Raw genomic sequence first — 24,287 nt, forward strand, 5'->3', positions numbered from 1 at the left:
AGGCCCAATATGTTGGGGTCGCTTCGCGACCCAGCGGGAGCAAGCTCCCTCGCCACAAGATTTTGTTGCGGTTAAGCCTGAGCAAGCTCCGCATGCTCATCGGCATCCAGCAGTGCTTTATCCGTCTGCTGCATCACCTGACTGGTAATCGCACCGGCCGTGATCGAACCACTCACGTTCAACGCCGTACGGCCCATGTCGATCAGCGGCTCCACCGAAATCAGCAGCGCCACCAGTGACACCGGCAAGCCCATCGCCGGCAGCACGATCAGCGCGGCAAACGTCGCGCCGCCACCGACACCGGCCACACCGGCCGAACTCAGGGTCACAATCGCCACCAGCGTCGCGATCCACAGCGGATCCAGCGGGTTGATGCCCACCGTTGGCGCAACCATCACCGCCAGCATTGCCGGGTACAGGCCGGCGCAGCCGTTCTGGCCGATAGTCGCGCCAAACGAAGCGGCGAAACTCGCCACCGACTGCGGAATCCCCAGGCGACGGGTCTGCGCTTCAATGCTCAGCGGAATGCTGGCGGCGCTGGAACGGCTGGTGAACGCGAACGTCAGCACTGGCCAGATCTTGCGGAAGAAGCGCAGCGGGTTGATCCCGGCGGCCGACACCAGCAGGCCATGCACCACGAACATCAGGCCCAGGCCGAGGTACGAGACCACGACGAAACTGCCGAGCTTGATGATGTCCTGCAGGTTGGAGCCGGCGACCACTTTGGTCATCAGCGCCAGTACGCCGTACGGGGTCAGTTTCATCACCAGACGCACCAGACGCATCACCCAGGCTTGCAGGGTGTCGATGGCGTTGATCACTTTCTGACCTTTTTCCACGTCATCCTTGAGCAGCTGCAGTGCGGCAACCCCCAGGAACGCGGCGAAAATCACCACGCTGATGATCGAGGTCGGCTTGGCCCGGGCCAGGTCGGCGAACGGGTTCTGCGGAATGAACGAGAGCAATAGCTGCGGCACGTTCAGGTCGGCAACCTTGCCGGCGTAGTCGGTCTGAATGGTTTGCAGACGGGCCATTTCCTGGGTGCCGGCGACCAGACCTTCAGCGGTGAGGCCGAACAGGTTGGTCAGGCCGATACCGATCAGCGCCGCAATTGCGGTGGTGAATAGCAAGGTGCCGATGGTCAGGAAGCTGATCTTGCCCAACGACGACGCGTTGTGCAGACGGGCGACCGCGCTGAGGATCGAGGCAAATACCAGCGGGATGACGATCATTTGCAGCAACTGCACGTAACCGTTGCCGACCAGATCGAACCAGCCGATCGAGGCTTTCAGCACCGGGTTGCCGGCACCGTAAATGCTGTGCAGGGCGACACCGAACGCCACGCCCAGAGCCAGCGCGAGCAGGACTTTTTTCGCCAGGCTCCAAGTGGTATGGCGGGTTTGCGCCAGACCGAAGAGCAGGACGAGGAACACCAGCAGATTGAGGATCAGCGGCAGATTCATGAAGACTCCGATAAGACTTGTGCCAGTCGCATTCTTGGGCAACTGCGAACCGGCAAGCCTAACAGGTTGATTTCCAATGAATTAATACCGAAATCGCAGGTCGTCCGTCGTTTTTGGAATAAGCACTTGTCGCTCTCGGCAATGCAATTGGCGTTGAGGAGACGTAAGCGGTCGCTGACAGACGAGGACTGTCACACTTATTTGTTAGCGTCGATGTCTTTCAGTCAGGGAGAAAACGCCGATGAAGTTCGCACCGAAAATGCTCGCTGTGGTTCTGGGTTTGGGGTTGGCCGCTCACGCATTCGCCACCGATCTTAAACACTGGCCGGCAGATCAGGCCAAGGCACTGGATGCGATGATCGCGGCCAACGCCAACAAGGGTAACTACGCGGTGTTCGACATGGACAACACCAGTTACCGCTACGACCTCGAGGAGTCGTTGCTGCCGTTCATGGAAAACAAGGGCCTGATCACCCGCGACAAGCTCGACCCCTCCCTGAAACTGATGCCGTTCAAGGACACCGCCGACCACAAGGAAAGCCTGTTCAGTTACTACTATCGCCTGTGCGAAGTCGACGACATGGTCTGCTACCCATGGGTGGCGCAGGTGTTTTCCGGCTTCACTCTCAAGGAACTCAAAGGTTACGTTGATGAGCTGATGGCCTCGGGCAAACCGGTGCCGACCACGTATTACGACGGTGACGTGGTGAAGAACCTCGACGTGCAGCCGCCGAAAGTCTTCACCGGCCAGGCCGAGCTGTACAACAAGCTGATGGAGAACGGCATCGAGGTCTACGTGATGACCGCCGCCTCCGAAGAGCTGGTGCGCATGGTCGCGGCCGATCCGAAGTACGGCTACAACGTCAAACCGCAGAACGTGATCGGCGTGACCACGTTGCTGAAGAACCGCGAAACCGGCGAGCTGACCACGGCGCGCAAACAGATCACCGCCGGCAAGTATGACGAGAAGGCCAACCTCGGCCTTGAGTTGACCCCGTACCTGTGGACCCCGGCAACATGGATGGCCGGCAAGCATGCGGCGATCCTGACCTACATCGACGAGTGGAAAAAACCGGTATTGGTGGGCGGCGACACCCCGAGCAGCGACGGCTACATGCTGTTCCACGATGTGGATGTGGCCAAGGGTGGTATTCACTTGTGGGTCAACCGCAAGGACAAATACATGACGCAGCTCAACGGCATGATGGCCAAGCACGCAGCGGCGCAGGCCAAGGAAGGGTTGCCGGTGACGGCGGACAAGAACTGGGTGATCGTCAAGCCTGAAGAGATTCAGTAAGACCGAGTCGCTCCCATCGCGAGCAGGCTCACTCCTACAGGGGAACGCATTTCAATTGTAGGAGTGAGCCTGCTCGCGATGGGGTCCTCATACTCACCAACAATTCAGCCAAGCAAAAAAATGCCCCGCACTTGGCGGGGCATTTTTATTCGGCGGCTAAAACTTACAACCCGTCGAGCATCGCCTTGTTACGCACGGCACCCTTGTCGGCGCTGGTCGCCAGCAGGGCGTAGGCCTTGAGCGCGGTGGTCACTTTGCGTGGACGCTGCTCGACCGGTTTCCAGCCTTTCTTGTCCTGCTCGACCCGGCGTGCAGCCAGTTCTTCGTCGCTGACCAACAGATTGATCGAGCGGTTCGGAATGTCGATCAGCACTTTGTCGCCGTCCTGCACCAGACCGATCGCGCCACCGGCCGCAGCCTCTGGCGAAGCGTGGCCGATGGACAGACCCGAGGTGCCGCCGGAGAAGCGGCCATCGGTGAGCAGCGCACAGGCTTTGCCCAGACCTTTGGATTTCAGGTACGAGGTCGGGTAAAGCATTTCCTGCATGCCCGGGCCGCCTTTCGGGCCTTCGTAGCGAATGATGACGATGTCGCCTTCCTTCACTTCGTCGGCGAGGATGCCGCGCACCGCGCTGTCCTGGCTTTCGAAGATCTTCGCGTTGCCTTCGAAGACGTGGATCGACTCGTCGACACCGGCGGTTTTCACCACGCAGCCGTCGAGGGCAATGTTGCCGTACAACACGGCCAGGCCGCCTTCTTGCGAGTAGGCGTGTTCGAAGCTGCGGATGCAGCCGTTTTCACGGTCGTCGTCGAGGGTTTCCCAACGGGTCGACTGGCTGAACGCCGTTTGCGTCGGGATACCGGCAGGACCGGCCTTGAAGAAGTGGTGCACCGCTTCATCGGTGGTCTGGGTGATGTCCCACTTGGCGATCGCTTCTTCCATGCTGCGGCTGTGCACGGTCGGCAGGTCGGTGTGCAGCAGACCGCCACGGGCCAGCGAACCGAGGATGCTGAAGATACCGCCGGCGCGGTGCACGTCTTCCATGTGGTATTTCTGGATGTTCGGCGCGACTTTGCACAGTTGCGGCACGCTGCGCGAGAGACGGTCGATGTCGCGCAGGTCGAAATCGATCTCGGCTTCCTGGGCCGCAGCCAGCAAGTGCAGGATGGTGTTGGTCGAACCGCCCATGGCGATGTCGAGCATCATCGCGTTCTCGAACGCCTTGAAGTTGGCGATGTTACGCGGCAGCACCGACTCGTCGTTTTCGCCATAGTAACGCTTGCACAGTTCGACGATGGTGCGGCCGGCCTGCAGGAACAGCTGTTCGCGGTCGCTGTGGGTAGCGAGGGTCGAACCGTTGCCCGGCAGCGCGAGGCCCAGGGCTTCGGTCAGGCAGTTCATCGAGTTGGCGGTGAACATGCCGGAGCAGGAACCGCAGGTCGGGCAGGCGCTGCGCTCGTATTCAGCGACTTTCTCGTCAGAAGCGCTGGAGTCGGCGGCGATCACCATGGCGTCGACGAGGTCGAGGCCGTGGGACGCGAGTTTGGTTTTGCCGGCTTCCATCGGGCCGCCGGACACGAAGATCACCGGGATGTTCAGGCGCAAGGCCGCCATCAGCATGCCCGGGGTGATCTTGTCGCAGTTGGAGATGCAGACGATGGCGTCGGCACAGTGGGCGTTGACCATGTACTCGACGGAGTCGGCGATGATCTCGCGGCTTGGCAGCGAATAGAGCATGCCGTCGTGGCCCATGGCGATGCCGTCGTCCACGGCGATGGTGTTGAATTCTTTCGCGACGCCACCCGCGCGTTCGATTTCACGGGCCACCAGTTGACCGAGGTCTTTGAGGTGCACGTGGCCAGGCACGAACTGGGTGAAGGAGTTGGCAATGGCGATGATCGGCTTCTTGAAGTCGTCATCTTTCATCCCGGTGGCGCGCCACAGTGCGCGGGCGCCGGCCATGTTGCGGCCGTGGGTGGATGTTTTCGAGCGGTAATCTGGCATGGAGCACTCCGGGCGGCTAATCAGGTATCAAAAGGGAAGTGAGCTTCTATTGACGTCTGGAACACTCAGAAATGGCCGTGTGTCCTGGATGTTGCCGATGACTTTGCGGGATCGCCGCTTGCCTCAGCCTGAGCTCATAAACCCGCCGGGGGATGAATGGCGATGAATCAGCCGATTCTACACCGCTGGCGTCTGGAGGGAATGGCGCAAAGCATTGTTCCAGTGCCGACGGTGCGTGTGGCATGACGACCGGCAGGCTCAATCGCCGCTGGTGGGGGCGATGGCGCTGTTGTCGAGGACTCTGGCGCGATGGCCGATTCGCTTGTTCAACGCCAGTGCAATGCCACTGAGCAGGACAAAACAGTAGCCGAGGGTCGTTTGCAGGTTGCTCGGGCTCAGGCTGATCAACGCGCTGATCAAGCCGCCGCAGATGAAGATGATCGTGCTGCCGGCCGAGGCCGAGGTGCCGACGTTCTCCGGGAACAGGCTCATCGCCCGTGAGGTGGCCGCCGGGCGCGCAATGGTGGTGCCGGCGGTGCAGATCAGCATCGGAATCAGCACGGTGGCGGGCGAGAGCCCGAAGTGCTGCGACAGGAACAGCATCACCAGCCCTGCCAGCAGGATCAGGCTCAACCCGGCAATGATCTGTTGCGCAGAGCTGATACGCCGACTCAACAGCGCGGCGGCAATCCCGCCGACGATATAGGCCGCACCGTAGACCAGCAGGATCAGCGAGAACTCATAGGCCGACAGGTGCAGTTGATCCATGAAAATCAGCGGTGAGATGACGATGAACGAGAAGTGGCAGGCAAACGCAAACGCAGAAATGAGCCAGTAGCCGACAAATTCGAAATCGCCCATCACCCGGCGATAGGCATTGAGAAAAGTCAAAGGCGTGCTTCGGCTGCTCGGTCGGCTGTTGTCCAGAAAAAACCAGGCCTTGATCAGCACCACCGCTGCCAGTGCGGTGAACACCCAGAAACTGCCACGCCAGCCGAGGGTGGCTTGCAGAAAGGTGCCGGCCAGCGGCGACACCGAAATGAAGATCCCCGTCGCGGTCACCATCAGGATGCGCAAGCGATCGCGCTCCTCGCCCTCGAACAGATCCTGCACCAGTGCCTGGGACAGCACAAAGCATCCGCAACCCACTGCCTGCAGCAACCGGAAGGCCAGAAAGAACGTATAGTCGGCGGTCATGGCGCAGCCAAGCGCACCCAGCATCGACACCCCCATGCCTGCGAGCAGCAGGCCTTTACGACCGATCACGTCGGAGAGTGGCCCGATCAACAACTGCGCAAACGCAATCCCTACGGCGAACAGGCTGATCGACAGCGCAATGTCCGCGGGGGTGCTGCGAAAGTGCTCGGCCAGTGCGGGAAACGAGGGCAGCAGCACGTCCAGCGGAAACACCCCAAGCAGGACCATGGCCAGCAGAAGACTGACGGCGCCGCGTCGTTGTCGGGCAGTGCCTGCGTGTGCTTCGTTATTCATCGATCAGTCCTGCCTTGGCAAAAAGTTTTCGGTGGTGGGGCAGCGCAAAGAAACCTGCCTGCTCCAATGCCTGCAGTGTCGCGCCGGCGCCTGATCGCGCTCGTTGCCGGTTGGCCTGGGCGTTGGCCAGGCTGCCGATAATCTGCGCCACGTCGGTTTCGGCAATGCCGGCGCCTCGCAGGCTCTGCCGCAGCCAGCGTTCATCGACTTCGAAGAAGATGCCAATGACGTCCAGCAGGGTTCTGGCGGTGAAGGTGCGCTGGCGGCTGTTAAGGGTCAGCCACAGGTAATGGAACACCTCGCAAAAGTAGCGACTGTGGCGAGCCTCGTCGCTCAGGTGATCGCGCAGCATGTCGTTCACGCTGGTGACCAGCGTTTCGCGGCAGACCTCCAGTAGCTCCCGGGCAATGATGGTTTCCGAGACAAAGCCAAGCAGGAACCACGCCAGCGGGCGATTGTTTTCGGCGGTGCGGGCAATCAGGGCGTTCATTCGGGTGATTCGCAAAGGCATCACCGGGCGTGCGTTGAAACCATGCAACTCAGCGATCTGACTGGCGAGCCGATCGGAGAACAGTGCGTGGTAGCCCTCGTCCGTATAGAGCTGCAGCGCCGCGGTTTTCATCCGTGGCGGGACATAGGCAGGCAACTCGCCGTGGACGATGGTTTCCACTGCCCGGTTGACGATGCGGTGCTCGAGTACGGTGGTGTAGTCGAGAAAGTGCACCAGATGATTGGCGGTCAGGCGGTGCATGACGGCAGCGCCTGCGGCCTGGATGGCGGGGTGCGCCAGGTATGGCAGGAAGGCTGGCGGGAACCAGAAACGGGTTTGCAGTTGTTCCTGTACATCGGGTGGCAACAGGTAGTCGTGACGGCTGTTGCGTACCGAGGCGTGGCTGTTCCAGTCGCCGAGGGTAAACCGCTGTGACCAGGACTCGGGCGCCAGGGGCGGATCTGCCAGGGGTGCCGTCATGCTTGCGTCTCCCGGAGCAGATCCTGCATTTCCTGACACATTGCCTGGCCGTCGCTCGCGCCGCAGCCGACGAAGAACAGCGGTTGCTCGGCACTGCCTTCGATTCCGAGCAGGGTTTCGACCTGATGATCGCCGAAGGCCCCTGTCAGCCAGGTATTGAGTCCCAGGGCCGTAGCCACCAGCTGGAATGACTGTGACAGGTGGCCGGCTTCGACGAAGGCCATGCGATAGGCCCGCGAGTGTTGGTACTTCCACCAGAGCTTGTCGAAGCGCGCAGTGATGAACAGCCCCAACGGCAAGTTGTTGATGAAGTGTTGCCCGGCCAGCAGGTGGCCCAGCGCGGGTTCGGGCAGAGGGCCGACCGGACTCAAGGCGTGCTCGGCCGGGTGATAGGCGTAAATGCCGGGTTCCAGGCCGCTGATGTTTTGCGCCAGAACAAATCCTTCGCAGGCGTTGAGTCCTCCACCCGAAGGGCTGCTGCGTCGCGCGCCCAAGCCTTGGGCGATGCTGGCGTCGCGATCAGGGTCGCGTTCGTCGAGATAACCCAAGGAGAGATACAGCAGCGTGGCAACGGTCTTGAGGGTGATTGCTTCACCGGTGAAGGAGCGACAGGTCTTTCGCTGCAGCAGCGCATCGCCCAGGCTGCTGTCAGTCAGGGCGACGGGGGCGGGCAGCATGATGCGCCGCTCGACATGTTGCACCAGGCGTCCCATTTCAGGAGCCTCTGCGGCCAGTACTTCATTGCAGTGGTCCAAGTATTGTCGGGACCACTCATGGATATTCTGCGGCACTTGTTCACAGGGAATGTTCTGTGTGCCGATATGGTAAATCTTCGATAGTTCGTCCCAGCCCCATATGGGACTGTCTATTTTAGTGGGGGTCAGTATTTTGGCGTTTAATAGTTGGGTGTCTATTATGTTGTGGCTGTCAAACAGGTTGGGGTCGTGAATTAGTTTGGCAAGTCTCGATGAATAATCGATATCGAGTTCGTGTTGAATGTGTTCTTTGTAGTTCCAGACAATAAGTCCGGGCGTGCGCGGCAGTATGAATAAATAAGGATTGATGTGCATGTGGGCTCTTCGCTCTGGATAAAGTCGAAAGGACGCTGGAGTGCCGGCACTCCCCAGCGTCCACCTTTACTTAACGGGCTTTAGGGGCAACCAGAAAAGCCAGGTTTGCGATTTTGTTAGCTTCCAGAGTAATTGCTTTCATAGTGTGAACTCCATGTTCAGTGATAGTGAGTGCCACCTCGTGGTGACAACTTAATCATAGTTTGTAATGAGTTTATGGCAAGTGATTATTAAGTAGGAAAATTCCAGTAATTTTGTCGGAGTGGTCGCGCGGCTAGAACATATTTGTAAGTTATTGGGTGTTAAATCAAATGTGCAGGGAAATTTCCTGCACTGGTTTAGGAAGTTATATGTAGGACGGCAGACAGGGAGAACGGATCATCGGCGACGTTGCATCGCCAGACAGCAAGCGGGGAGCCCTTGAGCTCCCCGTTTTTGGCTGCCAATCAGCTGTTAGGCAGGAGGCGGCAGGTGATGCTCTTGATGTAGCGGGTTTCGGCGATGGCCGGGTGCACCGGGTGGTCCGGGCCCTGACCGCCGCGCTCCAGCAACTGGATGTTGCGATCCAGGTGGCGGGCGCTGGTCAGCAGGATGTTCTGCAGATCATCTTCCGGCAGGTGCATCGAGCACGACGCGCTGACCAGGATGCCGTCCTTGGTGAGCAGGCGCATGGCTTGCTCGTTCAGGCGACGGTAGGCGCCTTCACCGTTTTTCATGTCTTTCTTGCGCTTGATGAACGCGGGCGGGTCGGCAACGATCACGTCGAATCGCTCTTCGCTGGCCTTGAGTTCTTTCAGGGCTTCGAAGACGTCGCCTTCGATGCAGGTCATCTTGTCGGCGAAGCCGTTCAGCGCAGCGTTGCGCTCAACGCCGTCCAGCGCGAAGCCCGAGGCATCGACGCAGAACACTTCACTGGCGCCAAACGCTGCCGCTTGCACGCCCCAGCCACCGATGTAGCTGTAGAGGTCGAGCACGCGTTTGCCCTTGGCGTACGGGGCCAGGCGGGCGCGGTTCATGCGGTGGTCGTAGAACCAGCCGGTTTTCTGGCCGCCAATGACCGGCGCTTCGAACTTCACGCCGTTCTCTTCCAGGGCGACCCACTCCGGCACCAGGCCGAACACGGTTTCGACGTAACGGTTGAGGCCTTCGGCATCACGGGCGGCGGAATCGTTCTTGAACAGAATGCCGCTTGGCTTGAGCACTTGGGTCAGTGCGGCGATCACGTCATCTTTATGCGCTTCCATGGTCGCCGAGGCGATCTGTACCACGAGGATGTCGCCGAAACGGTCGACCACCAGACCCGGCAGCAGATCGGAGTCGCCGTAGACCAGGCGGTAGAACGGCTTGTCGAACAGGCGCTCGCGCAGCGACAGGGCCACGTTCAGGCGATGTACCAGCAGTGATTTGTCCAGCGGCAGTTTGATGTCGCGCGACAGCAGACGAGCGCAGATCAGGTTGTTCGGGCTCATGGCGACGATGCCCAGCGACTTGCCGCCGGCCGCTTCGAGGATCGCCTGATCGCCGGCCTTGAAGCCGTGCAGTGGCGTGGCGGCCACATCGATTTCGTTGCTGTAGACCCACAAGTGGCCGTTGCGCAGGCGACGGTCGGCGTTGGCTTTGAGGCGCAGGCTAGGCAGGGACATGACGTCGCTCCGGAAAAAAGAGCGGGAGTATACCGTGTTGCTCGGCCTGATTGGCTGGTGAGTGGATATGCGGTGAGCCCTTGCTCTTGCAGAAAGTCACTTGTAGCGAGGGGATTCATCCCCGATCGGCTGCGTAGCAGGCGCAAACCCCTAACGCAGTTTTCTGACTGACCGCGTGAGTCGATTTGGGACAGCTGCGCTGTCCATCGGGGATAAATCCCCTCACCACATACACTCACAAGCCCACAGATCAGGCAGAGAGCGCGTCGATCAACTCACGGCTGAACGCCGGAATATCATCTGGCTGACGGCTGCTGATCAGGTGACCGTCCTTGACCACTTCTTTATCGACCCAGTTGGCCCCGGCATTCACCAGGTCGTCCTTGAGTGTCTTGTAGCTGGTCATGGTCTTGCCGTTGACCAGCCCGGCGGAAATCAGCAGCCAGCCGCCATGGCAGATCACCGCAATCGGCTTGCCGGCCGAGGCGCCGGTCTTGACCAGGTGCTGGGCGTCCTGGTCGATGCGGATGGTGTCGGAGTTCTGCACGCCGCCCGGCAGGACGATCGCGTCGTACTGCTCGCTGCTAGCGCCTTGAAAGGTCTGGTCGACCTTGAAGTCATCCGCCGGTTTGTCGTGGTTCCAGCCTTTAACCTTGCCGGCCTCGGCGGAAAGGATGTCGACCTGGGCGCCAGCCTGCTCCAATGCCTGCTTGGGACCGGTCAATTCGACCTGTTCGAAACCGTCTGTTACCAAAATGGCGACGCGTTTGCCGTTGAGAGAAGTGGCCATCGATAAGCTCCTGAGTCTGTGGGCGTTTGCCGCCGCACGGGATCTGAGCGATCCCGTGGGCATTACAGATTCCGAAGCCAGAGCGTGAATGAAAGTTCCTGACAATTGCCCACTGGTGTGTCGTCGTTCGGTTTTTAGAGGTTAGAATCGCCGCCTGTCCCAGAGTGTGTACTTATGTCCCAAGAGCTGACCACCGAACAGATTCAACAATCCCTGCAGGGCATCAGCGTGCCCGCGCAGCCGCAGATCATGGTGGATCTGCAAATGGAGCAGTACATGCCCGATCCGGACCTGGAGGTGATCGCCAAGCTGATCGCCCAGGATCCCGGTCTGTCCGGTTCTCTGCTGAAAATCGTCAATTCGCCTTATTACGGCCTGAGCAACAAGATCACTTCGATCCAGCGCGCCGTAAACCTGCTGGGCAGTCGTTCGATCATCAACCTGATCAACGCGCAGTCGATCAAGGGCGAGATGAACGACGACACCATCGTCACCCTCAACCGTTTCTGGGACACCGCCCAGGACGTGGCGATGACCTGCCTGACCCTGGCCAAGCGCATCGGCACCCAGGCGGGTGACGAGGCTTATGCCTTGGGCCTGTTCCACGATTGTGGCGTGCCGTTGATGCTGCAACGATTCCCCAACTACATGTCGGTGCTGGAAAAGGCCTACGCCAATGCCAGCGCCGAGTTCCGCGTGGTGGACACCGAAAACGCCGAGTTCAACACCAACCATTCGGTGGTCGGTTATTACACCGCCAAGTCGTGGCGTTTGCCGGAACACGTCAGCGCGGCCATCGCCAATCACCACAATGCGCTGGCGATTTTCAGCGATGAGTCGTCGCGCAACAGCCAGATGAAGAATCTGCTGGCGATCCTCAAGATGTCCGAGCACATCTGTGCGTCGTATCGGGTGCTGGGCAACCAGACCGAAGACCACGAGTGGAACAGCATCGGTGCGCTGATCCTCGATTATGTCGGGTTGTCGGATTACGACTTTGAAACGCTCAAACAAACGATCCGCGACCTCGGCGCGCATTGATTCGAGGACGCCATGCCTGAACTGCCGGAAGTCGAAACCACCCGCCGTGGCATTGCCCCGCACCTGGAAGGCCAGCGCGTCAGCCGGGTGATCGTGCGTGATCGCCGGCTGCGCTGGCCTATCCCCGAAGACCTCGATGTGCGCCTGTCCGGGCAGCGCATCGTGGTGGTCGAACGGCGGGCCAAGTACCTGTTGATCAACGCCGAAGTCGGCACCTTGATCAGTCACCTCGGGATGTCGGGCAACCTGCGTCTGGTGGAAGTCGGGCTGCCGGCGTTGAAGCATGAGCACGTCGATATCGAGCTGGAATCCGGGCTGGCCCTGCGCTACACCGATCCGCGACGCTTCGGCGCGATGCTCTGGAGCACCGATCCGCTCAATCACGAACTGCTGATTCGCCTCGGGCCGGAGCCGCTGACCGATCTGTTCGACGGCGAACGTCTGTTCCAGCTTTCGCGCGGGCGTTCGATGGCGGTCAAACCGTTCATCATGGACAACGCGGTGGTGGTCGGCGTCGGTAACATTTATGCGACCGAAGCGCTGTTCGCCGCCGGCATCGACCCGCGCCGTGAGGCCAAGAGCATCTCCCGGGCGCGTTATCTGAAGCTGGCGATCGAGATCAAACGCATCCTCGCCGCGGCCATCGAGCGTGGCGGCACCACGTTGCGCGACTTTATCGGCGGTGACGGGCAGCCGGGGTATTTCCAGCAGGAACTGTTTGTCTATGGCCGTGGTGGTGAACACTGCAAGGTCTGCGGCACCGGCCTGCGCGAAGTGAAGCTCGGTCAGCGCGCCAGTGTGTTCTGCCCGCGCTGCCAGACCTGAGGCAAAAGGCTGAAAAAGTCCTACGGTCTATAGTGAGTTGTCTCACTGTTCAGCCCGAAGGATCGTGCCATGAAGCCCCTGCAAGTCCTGCTCATTGCGCTGCTGTTGTGTTCCAGTCTGCCGACCCGGGCGACGGAAGGCGGCAGCGGTGACCCCCGCTATGCGATTCAGAACCCTCCGGCCTACGCCATGATTGGCGACTTGCTGATCGCCCGCCCGTTGCTGGTGGTGGCGACGGTGCTGGGTGCCGGAGTGTTTGTGGTGTCTTTGCCGTTTACCGCGCTGGGTGGCGGAGTGGGCGATGCGGGGCAGGCGTTGGTGGTCGACCCGGCGAAGGCGGCGTTCGTGCGCTGCCTGGGGTGTACGGGGGAGGGGTTTGAGCAGCGCGAGTGAATCAGGATTTGTTGTGAGGCTGATGGCCCTTTCGCGAGCAGGCTCGCTCCCACAGTTTGGAATGCATTCCAATGTGGGAGCGAGCCTGCTCGCGAAGAGGGCCTAAGAGGCGCTGCAGGACTCAGGCCTTGCCGGTAATCTTGCGGTACTTCTCCATCAACTGTTCTTCAGTCTCCGGATGCGCTTCGTCCAGCGGAATGCAATCCACCGGGCAGACCTGCTGGCACTGTGGCTCGTCGTAGTGGCCGACGCACTGGGTGCACAGGTTCGGGTCAATCACATAAATCTCTTCGCCCTGGGAAATGGCGGCGTTCGGGCACTCGGGTTCGCAGACGTCGCAGTTGATGCAATCGTCGGTGATGATCAGGGACATGCTAACTCCAGCCGGGGCGGCAGGCCCGGGCGCTATAAATCAATGCGCGCAATTGTGCCGCATTGGCGAGCGCAGTGCACGCGGCTGCGATCAAGGGCTGAAATCAAAAGCCAAGATCGCAGCCTGCGGCAGCTCCTACTTTTTAAAACGCAGGGTCAGGGCATCGGCCACGGCCGGGTGCACGAACTTGCTGATATCGCCGCCCAGCGCCGCGATTTCCCGCACCAGGGTCGAGGAGATGAACGAATAACGCTCGGACGGGGTGAGAAACAGGCTCTCTACGTCCGGGGCCAGTTGACGGTTCATGTTGGCCAGCTGGAATTCGTATTCGAAGTCCGACACCGCACGCAAACCACGCAGGAACACATTGGCGTTCTGCTCCTTGGCGAAATGCGCCAGCAGCGTCGAGAAGCCGACCACTTCCACGTTCGGCAGGTGCTTGGTGACCTCGCGAGCCAGTTCGACCCGTTGTTCCAGCGGGAACAGCGGGTTTTTCTTGGGGCTGGCGGCGACCGCAATGATCACGTGATCGAACAGGCGCGAGGCGCGTTCGACCAGATCGCCATGGCCCTTGGTAATAGGGTCGAAGGTACCTGGGTACAACACTCGGTTCATCGCGTCGTCCTGGCGGGAGTCCGTTGGGGAGTCGGATGGTATCGCAGCCGTCCCGGTCGGCCAAGTCGCCTGTTGGGTAAGAAAGCACTATAGACGACGCGATAAAGCGGTTTTTTCACGGATTTCTCAACCGATCGGCGAGAGCCGTCGCCAACTGTGCGGTCAGGCCATACACCGACAATTGCGGGTTGGCGCCAATGCTGGTGGGGAACAGCGAGCCGTCGTGGATCGACAGATTACTCAGTTGGTGATGCCGGCCGAGGCTGTCGGTGACGGCGTTTTTCGGCTCTTCGCCCATCGCACAACCGCCCATCACGTGGGCACTGCCCAGGCGCGTGCGGTACAGCTCAAGGCTCAAACCGTCGATCAGCGTGCGCACTTCGGCCAGGGTTTTCACGTAACGCGCATCGGCGTGCATCGGCATCACGGCTTTGGCGCCGCCGGCAAACTGGATCTCGGCCATGCTGTGAAAGGCGCGGCGCAAGCCTTCCCAGGCGTAAGGCGAGACCTGATAGTCGAGCACCGGCGAGCCATCACCGCGCAGTTCGACACTGCCGCCGGGGCTGTCCGGGTGGAAACCGTCGCGCAGCAGCGCCAACATCGCATGGGTGTGCGGTAGGTCCGCCATGTGTTCGGCGTTCTGGGTGCCGAAGCCGCCGAGCAACGTCGCCGCGAGCGCCGGCTGCAGCGGCGGCACTTCGAGTTTGTAGCCCATCGGCCCGCTGGTGCCGTCCTTCCACTGGAAATGGTCCGAGTAGATTGATTGCGGCGCGCCGTAGAACGGGTTGATCACCTCGTCGAACCGTCCGGCGGACATGTTCACCAGATGCAGGAAGGTGCGTTTGCCGAGGCGCTGATGCGGGTCTGGTGCATCCGAGCGCAGCAGCAAGGCCGGGCTGTTGATGCCGCCGCCGGCCAGCACGTAATGCCGCGCCTTGACCGTGATTTTGCGTCCGGTGGGCGCGACGCAACGTTCGTCCATCGCCACGCATTGCAGGCCGGTGATGGTGTCGCCGTTGATCAACAGTTTTTCCGCACGGGCCAGATAGAGCAATTCGCCGCCCTTTTCCAGCGTCGCCGGAATGGTGGTGACCATCATCGATTGCTTGGCGTTGGTCGGGCAGCCCATGCCGCAGTAGCCGAGGTTCCAACAGCCGCGCACGTTGCGCGGGATCACGTGCCAGCTGTAGCCGAGTTGCTCGCAGCCTTTGCGGATCACGTCGTTATTGGCGTTGGGCGGCACCCTCCACGGTGCGACGCCCAGGCGTTGTTCCATTTTCTCGAACCACGGCGCCATCTCGGCCGGGCTGTGGCCTTTGACATTGTGTTCCTTGGCCCAGTGTTCGAGGGTAGGCTCCGGGGTACGGAAGCTCGAGGTCCAGTTGATCAGGGTGGTGCCGCCCACTGCACGGCCCTGGAGGATGGTGATTGCGCCGTCCTTGCTCATGCGGCCGATGCCTTCCTGATAGAGGCTGCTGTAGGCCTTATCTTCGAGCATCTTGAAGTCGGAACTGGTCTTGAGCGGGCCTTCTTCGATCAGCAGCACCTTATAGCCGGCGGCGCTGAGGATTTCCGCCGTGGTGCCACCACCGGCGCCGCTGCCGATGATCGCCACGTCAGTTTGCAGCGTCAGATCATCGGTCAGTTGTGCGCCGTTGTAGGTTTTCCAGCCACGGGCAAGGCCTTCGCGGAACGGGTCGGGTACGGGCATCGATCAGGTTCTCTTTTATTATTCTGGATGCAGTGGTGGGGCAACTGGCGCCATCGCGGGCAAGCCCGCTCCTACAGGGTTCGGTTGATGTCTAGACGACTGGCGGGCCGGGGTAGCCGCAATGGCCCCAGGACTCGGCGCGGTTATACCAGGCCATCATCACCATTTGCTGCAGGGAACTGTGACCCATGCGCAGCAGGCTTAACAAGCTGTTCTGCCAGCGGTCGAGGAAGTGGCGCATGGCCTCCGGACTGGCGTTTTCCCAACTGCCCCAGATGCCGGTGAGCGGCCCGCGCGTGACGGTCATGCCCAGCACGTCGAACAGTTGCCGGGTGAGTTTGAGCATCTCCGGCGACAGGTGATCGAGGCTGTAGTCGAGTGACTTGAGGGTGCCATCGACGGCGCCGGGCATTTTTTCGCTCGCCACGGCGCCGTCGAGCATCACCGGAATCAAGGCGCGCAGGAATAACAGGTCGCCGTCGCGCAAAGTGGCGAAGCCGTTCGCCGCGACGCTCGATGAACAGCCACTGAGGCTCGCGCCAAGGCCGGCGGTGGCGAGGAACGCGGTGGCGCCGAGGCTGAATTTCAGCAGGCCACGGCGCGACAGGGCAGGTGTTTCGGTCAGGCTTGGGTGCATTGTTGTTATTACCCGGCGGTGACGACGATTAGCGGATGAACAGCTTCTGGATCAGTTTCTGAATCGATTTGCCGTACGGCGGGTAGATCAGCTTCGCCGCGTTGAAACGCTGTTTGATCAATACGCCCTTGGCCTTGCTGAAGGTCAGGAAGCCTTCGTGGCCGTGATAGTGGCCCATGCCCGACGGGCCGATGCCGCCGAACGGCATGTCGTCCTGCGCCACATGCAGCAGGGTGTCGTTCAGGCACACGCCGCCGGAGTGGGTCTCGTGCAGCACGCGGTTCTGTTCGCGCTTGTCGTAGCCGAAGTAGTAAAGGGCCAGAGGACGAGGGCGCTGATTGATGTAGGCAAACGCCTGATCGAGGTCCTGATACGGCACGATCGGCAGCAGCGGGCCGAAGATTTCGTCCTGCATCACGGTCATCTCGTCAGTGACGTTCAGCAGCAGGCTGTGCGGCATGCGCCGGCCCTGGCCCTGTTCGAACAGCGGGATCAGCAGCGCGCCCTTGCTGGTGGCGTCGCTGACATAACTGTTGAGCCGCGCCAGTTGGCGCTCGTTGATGATTGCGGTGTAGTCCGGGTTGTCGGCGAGGGTCGGATAGAAACGGTTGACCACCTGACGATAGGCTTCGACGAACGCGCCGACGCGGTCTTGCGGCACCAGCACGTAGTCGGGGGCAACGCAGGTTTGTCCGGCATTCAGGGTTTTACCGAAGGCGATGCGTTCGGCGGCGTCCTTGAGCGGCACGTCGCGCGAGACGATGGCCGGGGATTTGCCGCCCAGTTCGAGGGTCACCGGGGTCAGGTTTTCCGCTGCGGCGCGCATTACGTGTTTGCCGATGCTGGTGGCGCCGGTGAACAGCAGGTGATCGAAGCGCAGACGGGAAAACGCCACGCCGACGTCCGACTCGCCGAGCACCACACACACGAGATCTTCGGGGAAAATTCGCGCCAGCAAGGCCTTGAGCAGCAGCCCGGTGGCCGGCGTCGATTCGCTGAGCTTGAGCATCACCCGGTTGCCCGCCGCCAGTGCGCCGACCAGCGGGCCGATGGCCAGATACAACGGGTAGTTCCAAGGGACGATGATGCCGACCACGCCGAGCGGTTGATACACCACTTTTGCCGACGCCGGTTGAAAGGCCATGCCGACTTTGCGCCGCGAGGACTTCATCCAGCCCTTGAGGTGCCGACTGGCGTAATGAATGCCGTGCAGGCTGGGCATCAGCTCGGCGAGCAGGGTTTCATCGGCGCTGCGATGGCTGAAATCGGTGCTGATGGCGTCGACCAGGGCCTGGCGCTCATTGCTGAGCAAGTCGCGCAATGCCTTGAGCCATTGCTGACGCTGGGCCGCCGGTGGCATCGGGTTGGCGGCATAGGCGGCGCGCTGTGCCGCGAACAACCGATCAAGCTCTTCCAGTGGCTGTTGCAGCGTTTGCAGGTAAGCAATGTCGGCAGTCATCGTCGGCTCCGGATTTATTGTAGTGATGACTTTCTAGAGTCTATGCTCTAGAAAGTCAAATGACTTCCCGACACAGCTTTGTTTTATCCATTTCCGGTTAGGTCGTAAGATGCTCCTCACCGCACTCTGAATTAAAGCTCAAGCCATGGCCCCACGAATAAAAACCAGCGAGCGCATCGTGCAGAACAGCCTCGAACTGTTCAACCAGCAGGGCGAGCGCAGCATCAGCACCAACCACATCGCCGCGCACATGGAGATTTCTCCGGGCAACCTGTACTACCACTTCCCCAACAAGCAGGCGATCATCGCCGTGCTGTTCAGTGAGTACGAGAGCCTTGTGGACAGCTTTCTGCGCCCGCCGCAGGGGCGAGCCGCCACGGTCGAAGACAAGCGCTATTACCTCAAGGAACTGCTGTCGGCGATGTGGGGCTACCGTTTTCTGCATCGCGATCTGGAACACCTGCTCGACAGCGACCCGGACCTCGCCGCGCGCTACCGACGCTTCTCCCAGCGCTGCGTGATCCAGGGGATGGCGATCTACGAAGGTTTCGTCGCCGCCGGCATTCTCAAGATGGATCGGGTGCAAATCGAATCCCTGACGATCAACGCCTGGATCATCCTCACGTCCTGGGTGCGCTTTCTGTGCACCACCCGGGAAAACTCCAACCACCTCAGCGAGCAGGCCATCAAGCGTGGCGTGTATCAGGTGCTGGTGCTGGAAGCCGGTTTCGTCACCGATCAGGCCCGCGAAGAGGTGAATGCCTTGTTCGACGAGTTCTACGTGCCGCTGGCCCAGGCCCTCGAGGAAGGGCGGTAACCATTTTCGAAGTCGCTCACAGGAGTCCGTTATGCCGATTGCGCAACTGATCAGCCCGAACGCACTGGATGCCCGCAAGGAGCAACCGGGGCTGGTGATTCTCGATTGTCGTTTTGCCCTCGAAGACCCGGACTACGGGCAGCGCAGTTACGCCGACGGGCACATTGCCGGCGCCCGTTTCGCCGATCTTGAGCGTGATCTCAGCGGCAAGGTGATCAAGGGCGTGACCGGGCGCCATCCGCTGCCCGAGCCGGCGGAGTTGATCGAGCGTCTGCAAGCGTGGGGCATCAATGCCGACAGCGATGTGGTTCTCTACGACGACGGCCCCGGCGCCTACGCGGCCCGCGCCTGGTGGCTGTTGGCGTGGCTGGGCAAGCGTGACCGTGTGTTCATTCTCGACGGCGGGCTCAAGGCCTGGCACGCGGCCGGTCTTCCGCTGAGTCTGGATGCGCCGTCGGTCAGCCGGGGCCACTTCAGCGGCAAACCGGACATGAACCTGTTGCTGAGCGCCGAACAATTGCAGCAACGCCTCGATCAGCCATCGCTGACGTTGCTCGACGCCCGGGCCTTGCCGCGCTTCAAGGGTGAGGTCGAGCCGATCGACCCGATTGCCGGGCACATTCCCGGCGCGCAATGCGCAGCCTTTACCGAGAACCTCGGCAGCGATGGGCGCTTCCTGCCGGCGGACGAGCTCAAGCAGCGCTTTGCCGCGAAACTCGCTGATCGCTCGCCGGCCGACCTGGTCGCCTATTGCGGCTCCGGGGTGACGGCCTGTCACAACCTGTTTGCGTTGTGTCTGGCGGGGTATCCACTGGGTTCGCTGTATGCCGGGTCGTGGAGTGAGTGGATCAATGAGCCTGCTCGCGGGATTGCCACGGGCGAGTGAACCGACCTACCGCATAGCCGTCGTGGGCGTGCGGGGCCCGCATCTTTCATTGCGTCACGCTGGCCAGCCATTGCGGGATGCGCCGTTCCAGGTAGTAACCGGGCTGGCGGAACGTGCCATCGACAAAGCCGACATGCCCACCCTTGGCCTGCAACTCGAACTGGGTGGTGGCGGACAGTTCCTCGGCCGTCGGCAGGCTGTGGGGGAACACGAACGGATCGTCGGCCGCCTGAATGATCAGGGTCGGGGTGCGGATCTCACCAAGAAAATAGCGACTCGATGCCCGCCGATAATAATCCTCGGCATCGGTAAAACCGTGCAGCGGCGCGGTGACCCGGCCATCGAAGTCCCAAAAGGTGCGCATGTTCTCCAGCGAACCGAGTGCCGCCAGGGCTGCCAGGCCATCCTCGCGCCCGTCATGCTGGAACTGGCGTTGCTTGTTCTTGATGTAGGCGACCATCTCGCGCATGAAGTGCGCCTGATAGACCTTGGAAAAACCTTTGCCAATGCGGTCTGCGCATTGATCGAGGCGAAACGGCACCGACACCGCCACCGCACCGAGCAGGCCGCTGTCGCTGCCGGTCTCGCCCAGGTGCTTGAGCAACACATTGCCGCCGAGGGAATAGCCGACCGCATACAGCGGCGCCAATGGCCGCTTGGCGCGCAGGTGTTGGATGGCTTCGGCGAGGTCTTCGCTGGCACCGGAGTGGTAACTGCGCGGCAGCAGGTTGGGTTCGCCGGAGCAACCGCGCCAGTTCAGCGCGACACTGGCCCAGCCCTGCGCGGCGAGCGCGGCCTGGATCCCGGCGACGTAAGGCGAATTGGAGGAGCCGGTCAGCCCGTGCAGCACCAAAACCAAAGGTGCCTCGGCGCTGTGCGGGCCGTACCAGTCGAGATCGAGGAAATCACCGTCGTCCAGCCACAGGCGTTCGCGCTGGCGATCAAGGTGCACGGTTTTGCGCCACAGCGGCCCCCACAAGGTTTGCAGGTGCGGATTGCCGAGGCCGAAGGCGGGGGTGAAGCGTTCAGTTTCCAGAGGGCACACACCTTTTGTGGCGAGGGAGCTTGCTCCCGCTGGGGCGCGAAGCGGCCCTTTTTTGGGACTGCTGCGCAGTCCTGCGGGAGCAAGCTCCCTCGCCACAGGGTTGTTCAATACATTCAGTTGACTGCCATACGCTGCCACAACGCGTAGTACACCCGTCCGGATTTTTGCTCGCGGTGCAGGCGCCAGTTGCCCGGCAGGCCCAGCGTCGAAGGCGCGGTTTCGCTTTCAGTGTAGATCCACGAGTCGGGCGCCAGCCATTGGCGCTCTTCCAGCAGGGTGCAGACCGCGGGCAGCAGGTTCTGGTTGAACGGCGGATCGAGAAACACCAGATCGAACGGCGTAGCGACCTGGGTTTCCAGGTAGCGCAGGGCGTCGGCAGTCTGGACCTGGCCGTTGGTGCAGCGCAGGGTGCCGAGGTGTTCCTTCAAGCTCGACACGGCAACGTTGCTGGCGTCCAGTGCCTGCCCCATGGCCGCGCCACGGGACAGTGCTTCAAGAAACAGCGCGCCGCTGCCGGCGAACGGATCCAGCACCTTGGCCCCGGCCACATACGGCGCCAGCCAGTTGAACAGGGTTTCACGCACGCGGTCCGGCGTCGGGCGCAGGCCCGGCGCATCGGGGAAGCTCAGTTTGCGGCTGCGCCATTCGCCGCCGATGATGCGCAGCTGGTTCACACCGTTATGGACGTTCTGCGCAGGTTTTTTAGGACGAGTAGCCATTAATGCTCCGGAACCCCGAGCGGTTGCTCGGCAGGTTTATCAGAAGGGGCCGGTAACGGCTTTTGCGGCACGGTCGGGCCAGCGCTGACGATGACCAGTTTGTCCGTGCTCAGGTGTTTGTTCATCGCGTCTTTGACCTGTTCGACGGTCAGGCTCTGGGACTGACGCATGAAGTCATCCAGATAGCTCAGCGGCAGATTATAGAAGCCCATGGCGCCCAGTTGGCCGACGATATCGGCGTTGCTCGCGGTGGACAGCGGGAAGCTGCCGGCCAGTTCGCGTTTGGCGTCGTCGAGTTCTTTCTGGGTCGGCCCCGTCTTCAGGTAGTCGGCGAGTACGTCCTGCACCAGTTTCAGGGTGCCTTCGCTCATTTCCGCGCGGGTCTGCAGGTTGATCATGAACGGGCCACGGGCCTGCATCGGGCTGAAGCCGGAATACACGCCGTAGGCCAGGCCGCGCTTCTCGCGCACTTCGCTCATCAGACGGGTACCGAAGCCGCCACCACCGAGGATCTGGTTGCCCATCGACAGTGCTGCGTAATCCGGGTCGTCACGGTCTATACCCAGTTGCGCGATCAGCAGGTTGGTCTGCTTGGACGGGAATTCGATGTGGCCGATGCTCGCCTTGGGCTCCTGCGGCTGGGCGATCTTCGCCAGCGCCGGGCCTTTTGGCAGGGCGCCGGAGACCTGATTGGCAATGGCCTCGGCTTCGGCGCGAGACAGGTCGCCGACCAGAGCGATGACCACGTTGCCGGCGGCATAGGCCTTGGCGTGGAACTCACGCAGTTGCGCCAGGGTGATCTGCGGCACGCTCTGCGCATTGCCGTCGCTGGAGTGCGCGTACGGGTGGTCGCCGTACAGGCGCTTCATCAGTTCGAGACTGGCGAGTTTGCCGGGGTTCTGTTTCTGGTATTCGAAACCGGCGAGCATCTGGTTCTTGATGCGGGCGAAAGAATCGGCCGGGAATGTCGGTTTGCCCACCACTTCGGAGAACAGCTTGAGTGCCGGCTCGCGCTTGTCGGCATCACTCAGGCTGCGCAGCGAAGCCAGCGCCATGTCCTTGTAGGCACCGTTGCCGAAATCCGCACCGAGGCCTTCGAAGCCCTGGGCGATGGCGCCGACGTCCTTGCCGGCCACGCCTTCGTTGAGCATGGCATTGGTCAGGACTGCCAGGCCCGGTGCATCGCCGTCCTGGCTGCTGCCGGCGGCGAAGATCAGGCGCATGTCGAACATCGGCAGCTCATGGGCTTCGACGAACAGCACCTTGGCGCCTTCGGCGGTGTTCCAGGTCTGTACGTCGAGCTTGCGGCTGGCCGGGGCCTTGCCGTCGAGTTCGGCCAGCGATTGCAGCTTCTGGCTGGTCTTGGCGTTGTCGAGGGCTTCGCTGGCGTCGGTTTTGACGCCGGGCATCAGATAAAACGCGGTGGAGCCGATTACCGCCACGGCGATCAGGCCGAGCAGCAGGCGTGGGGATTTGCGCTCACTCATGAGTCGTCTCCAGTGGCAGGACGTGGGCGACGCTGAGACGTTCGCGGGTGAAATACAGCTTGGCGGCGTTCTGGATGTCTTGCGGGGTCACGCTTTCCAGGTCGGCCAGTTCGGTGTCCATCAGCTTCCATGAAAGACCGACGGTCTCCAGCTGACCGATGGCGGTGGCCTGGCTGGTGATCGAATCACGCTCGAATACCAGGCCGGCAATCACTTGCGCACGCACGCGCTCCAGTTCTTCGGCGGACGGTGCGCTGGTTTTCAGCTGTTCCAGCAGCTTCCACAGACCGGCTTCAGCCTGCGCCATGGTCTTTTTCTTCTGAGTGTTCGGCGTCGCCGAGAGGGTGAACAGGCTGTCGCCACGGGTGTAGGCGTCGTAGCTCGACGAACCGCCGGACACCAGCTCTTCGCCACGCTCCAGTTGCGTCGGGATGCGCCCGCTGTAGCCGCCGTCGAGCAGCGCCGAGATCAGGCGCAGGGCGTTGACCGAGCGCTTGTCTTCAGCGGTGGCAATGCTTGGCACGTTGAAACCGAGCATCAAGCTAGGCAGTTGAGTCTGTACATGCAGAGTGATCTGGCGTTCGCCGGGTTCGGCCAGTTCCAGCGGTTTTTTCGCCGGTGGCACGTCGCGCTTGGCGATCGGCCCGAAGTAGCGCTGGGCGAGGGTTTTCACCTCATCCGGGGTGACGTCGCCAACCACCACCAGCGTGGCATTGTTCGGCAGATACCAGGACTGATACCAGTGGCGCAGCTCTTCGACCTTCATGCGGTCGAGGTCGGCCATCCAGCCGATGGTCGGTGTGTGGTAGCCGCTGGCCGGGTAAGCCATCGCCCTGAAGCGTTCGTAGGCCTTGGACATCGGCTTGTCGTCGGTGCGCAGGCGGCGCTCTTCCTTGATGACTTCGATTTCCTTGGCGAACTCGTCAGCCGGCAGGCGCAGATTGGCCATGCGGTCGGCTTCCAGTTCAAACGCTACGCCCAGGCGGTCGCGGGCCAGCACCTGGTAATAAGCGGTGAAGTCGTCGCTGGTGAACGCGTTCTCTTCGGCACCCAGGTCGCGCAGGATCAGCGAGGCTTCGCCGGGACCGACTTTCTCGCTGCCCTTGAACATCATGTGCTCAAGCGCGTGGGACAGACCGGTCTGGCCCGGGGTTTCGTAGCTGGAACCGACCTTGTACCAGACTTGCGACACCACCACCGGGGCGCGATGGTCTTCGCGCACGACGACCTTGAGGCCGTTGTCGAGGGTGAATTCGTGGGTCGGTTGCGGGTCGGCCGCCAGGGCCGAAAGGGGCAGGCAGACTGTGCTGAGCAGCAGGCCTGCAGCGCGGCGGGCTAGAGCATTCATTCGTTTTTTAACCTGTTGGGCTGCCCGCTTGGTCTTAGCCTAGGCGGGCGAGGAGGTGCTAGGATACTGATCCGTTTTACCGGCGACCACGTCTATCAGGATTTCAGGCCTGATGCGGCTGTATAGGTTGGCGGCAGAAAGCTGCGGTTTATCGACTAGACTTCGCTTTTTCGCCGATTTTTCCGGTTTAGTCCTTCGTTAA

The 24,287-nt window shown here is 61.4% G+C and carries 22 protein-coding genes; 6 read left to right on the plus strand and 16 right to left on the minus strand.

The genetic code is table 11. The features are described from left to right. Positions 1-71 precede the first annotated feature (71 nt). A complete protein-coding gene (locus J5M57_RS18240; RefSeq protein WP_207848371.1) occupies positions 72-1,463 on the minus strand; it encodes an L-cystine transporter in 1,392 nt (463 codons plus the stop codon). 241 nt (positions 1,464-1,704) lie between these two features. Between J5M57_RS18240 and J5M57_RS18245 the strand changes: the two genes are divergently transcribed. Further along, positions 1,705-2,760 carry a hypothetical protein gene (locus J5M57_RS18245; RefSeq protein ID WP_047297167.1) on the plus strand — a complete coding sequence of 352 codons (1,056 nt, stop codon included), beginning with the start codon at positions 1,705-1,707 and terminating at the stop codon, positions 2,758-2,760. Between the two features lie 163 nt (positions 2,761-2,923). Here the strand turns inward: J5M57_RS18245 and ilvD are convergent, their stop codons facing one another. The 6 genes from ilvD to J5M57_RS18275 all read right to left on the minus strand — a co-directional run bounded on the left by ilvD (position 2,924) and on the right by J5M57_RS18275 (position 10,729). Continuing rightward, complete coding sequence (ilvD, locus tag J5M57_RS18250; protein ID WP_169843392.1) at positions 2,924-4,765, minus strand: dihydroxy-acid dehydratase; 1,842 nt, start codon at positions 4,763-4,765, stop codon at positions 2,924-2,926. A gap of 258 nt (positions 4,766-5,023) precedes the next feature. Continuing rightward, positions 5,024-6,256, minus strand: a complete 1,233-nt coding sequence (locus J5M57_RS18255) for a multidrug effflux MFS transporter (RefSeq protein ID WP_207848372.1) — start codon at positions 6,254-6,256, stop codon at positions 5,024-5,026. After that, positions 6,249-7,226 carry a diiron oxygenase gene (locus tag J5M57_RS18260; RefSeq protein ID WP_207848373.1) on the minus strand — a complete coding sequence of 326 codons (978 nt, stop codon included), beginning with the start codon at positions 7,224-7,226 and terminating at the stop codon, positions 6,249-6,251. The genes J5M57_RS18255 and J5M57_RS18260 overlap by 8 nt, the downstream gene beginning before the upstream one ends. Then, entirely contained in the window at positions 7,223-8,296 is a 1,074-nt protein-coding gene (locus J5M57_RS18265; protein WP_207848374.1) for a SagB family peptide dehydrogenase, read from the minus strand. The genes J5M57_RS18260 and J5M57_RS18265 overlap by 4 nt, the downstream gene beginning before the upstream one ends. 446 nt (positions 8,297-8,742) lie before the next feature. Further along, positions 8,743-9,939, minus strand: a complete 1,197-nt coding sequence (locus tag J5M57_RS18270; RefSeq protein WP_064589673.1) for a class I SAM-dependent rRNA methyltransferase — start codon at positions 9,937-9,939, stop codon at positions 8,743-8,745. 250 nt (positions 9,940-10,189) lie between these two features. Beyond that, positions 10,190-10,729: a type 1 glutamine amidotransferase domain-containing protein gene (locus J5M57_RS18275; RefSeq protein WP_169843396.1), complete on the minus strand. Its 540-nt coding sequence runs from the start codon at positions 10,727-10,729 to the stop codon at positions 10,190-10,192. 228 nt (positions 10,730-10,957) lie between these two features. On the opposite strand from J5M57_RS18275, the gene J5M57_RS18280 reads away from it, so the two are divergent. The 3 genes from J5M57_RS18280 to J5M57_RS18290 all read left to right on the plus strand — a co-directional run bounded on the left by J5M57_RS18280 (position 10,958) and on the right by J5M57_RS18290 (position 12,988). Next, complete coding sequence (locus J5M57_RS18280) at positions 10,958-11,770, plus strand: HDOD domain-containing protein (protein WP_162276306.1); 813 nt, start codon at positions 10,958-10,960, stop codon at positions 11,768-11,770. Between the two features lie 12 nt (positions 11,771-11,782). Continuing rightward, the gene (mutM, locus tag J5M57_RS18285) at positions 11,783-12,595 is read left to right on the plus strand and encodes a bifunctional DNA-formamidopyrimidine glycosylase/DNA-(apurinic or apyrimidinic site) lyase (RefSeq protein ID WP_207848375.1); all 813 of its coding nucleotides are present in this window, start codon (positions 11,783-11,785) and stop codon (positions 12,593-12,595) included. A gap of 69 nt (positions 12,596-12,664) precedes the next feature. Next, positions 12,665-12,988 carry a hypothetical protein gene (locus tag J5M57_RS18290; protein WP_025112081.1) on the plus strand — a complete coding sequence of 108 codons (324 nt, stop codon included), beginning with the start codon at positions 12,665-12,667 and terminating at the stop codon, positions 12,986-12,988. A 121-nt stretch (positions 12,989-13,109) separates the two neighbouring features. Here J5M57_RS18290 and J5M57_RS18295 read toward each other — a convergent pair whose 3' ends face one another. The 5 genes from J5M57_RS18295 to J5M57_RS18315 form a co-directional block, all read right to left on the minus strand. Next, complete coding sequence (locus tag J5M57_RS18295; protein ID WP_003195146.1) at positions 13,110-13,361, minus strand: YfhL family 4Fe-4S dicluster ferredoxin; 252 nt, start codon at positions 13,359-13,361, stop codon at positions 13,110-13,112. A 135-nt stretch (positions 13,362-13,496) separates the two neighbouring features. After that, entirely contained in the window at positions 13,497-13,976 is a 480-nt protein-coding gene (gene coaD / locus J5M57_RS18300) for a pantetheine-phosphate adenylyltransferase (RefSeq protein ID WP_003229157.1), read from the minus strand. A gap of 115 nt (positions 13,977-14,091) precedes the next feature. Then, complete coding sequence (locus J5M57_RS18305; RefSeq protein ID WP_207848376.1) at positions 14,092-15,687, minus strand: GMC family oxidoreductase; 1,596 nt, start codon at positions 15,685-15,687, stop codon at positions 14,092-14,094. A 91-nt stretch (positions 15,688-15,778) separates the two neighbouring features. Next, entirely contained in the window at positions 15,779-16,324 is a 546-nt protein-coding gene (locus J5M57_RS18310; RefSeq protein ID WP_207848377.1) for a twin-arginine translocation pathway signal protein, read from the minus strand. A 28-nt stretch (positions 16,325-16,352) separates the two neighbouring features. After that, entirely contained in the window at positions 16,353-17,783 is a 1,431-nt protein-coding gene (locus J5M57_RS18315; RefSeq protein ID WP_207848378.1) for a coniferyl aldehyde dehydrogenase, read from the minus strand. 145 nt (positions 17,784-17,928) lie between these two features. Between J5M57_RS18315 and J5M57_RS18320 the strand changes: the two genes are divergently transcribed. Beyond that, positions 17,929-18,600, plus strand: coding sequence for a TetR/AcrR family transcriptional regulator (locus J5M57_RS18320; RefSeq protein WP_007964152.1), 672 nt, complete (start codon positions 17,929-17,931; stop codon positions 18,598-18,600). 31 nt (positions 18,601-18,631) lie between these two features. Further along, complete coding sequence (locus J5M57_RS18325; RefSeq protein ID WP_169843400.1) at positions 18,632-19,486, plus strand: sulfurtransferase; 855 nt, start codon at positions 18,632-18,634, stop codon at positions 19,484-19,486. Positions 19,487-19,532: 46 nt separating this feature from the next. Here J5M57_RS18325 and J5M57_RS18330 read toward each other — a convergent pair whose 3' ends face one another. From J5M57_RS18330 to J5M57_RS18345, 4 genes are all read right to left on the minus strand, one after another. Continuing rightward, positions 19,533-20,531: a hydrolase gene (locus J5M57_RS18330; protein WP_207848379.1), complete on the minus strand. Its 999-nt coding sequence runs from the start codon at positions 20,529-20,531 to the stop codon at positions 19,533-19,535. 113 nt (positions 20,532-20,644) lie between these two features. Next, entirely contained in the window at positions 20,645-21,250 is a 606-nt protein-coding gene (gene rsmD, locus J5M57_RS18335) for a 16S rRNA (guanine(966)-N(2))-methyltransferase RsmD (RefSeq protein WP_083367657.1), read from the minus strand. After that, a complete protein-coding gene (locus J5M57_RS18340; protein ID WP_207848380.1) occupies positions 21,250-22,737 on the minus strand; it encodes a pitrilysin family protein in 1,488 nt (495 codons plus the stop codon). The genes rsmD and J5M57_RS18340 overlap by 1 nt, the downstream gene beginning before the upstream one ends. Then, a complete protein-coding gene (locus J5M57_RS18345; protein ID WP_207848381.1) occupies positions 22,730-24,085 on the minus strand; it encodes a pitrilysin family protein in 1,356 nt (451 codons plus the stop codon). Before J5M57_RS18345 ends, J5M57_RS18340 begins: the two co-directional genes overlap by 8 nt. Positions 24,086-24,287 lie beyond the last annotated feature (202 nt).

The organism is Pseudomonas sp. 86_A (assembly GCF_017491705.1).
In the GTDB taxonomy this organism is placed as follows: Bacteria; Pseudomonadota; Gammaproteobacteria; order Pseudomonadales; family Pseudomonadaceae; genus Aquipseudomonas; species Aquipseudomonas koreensis.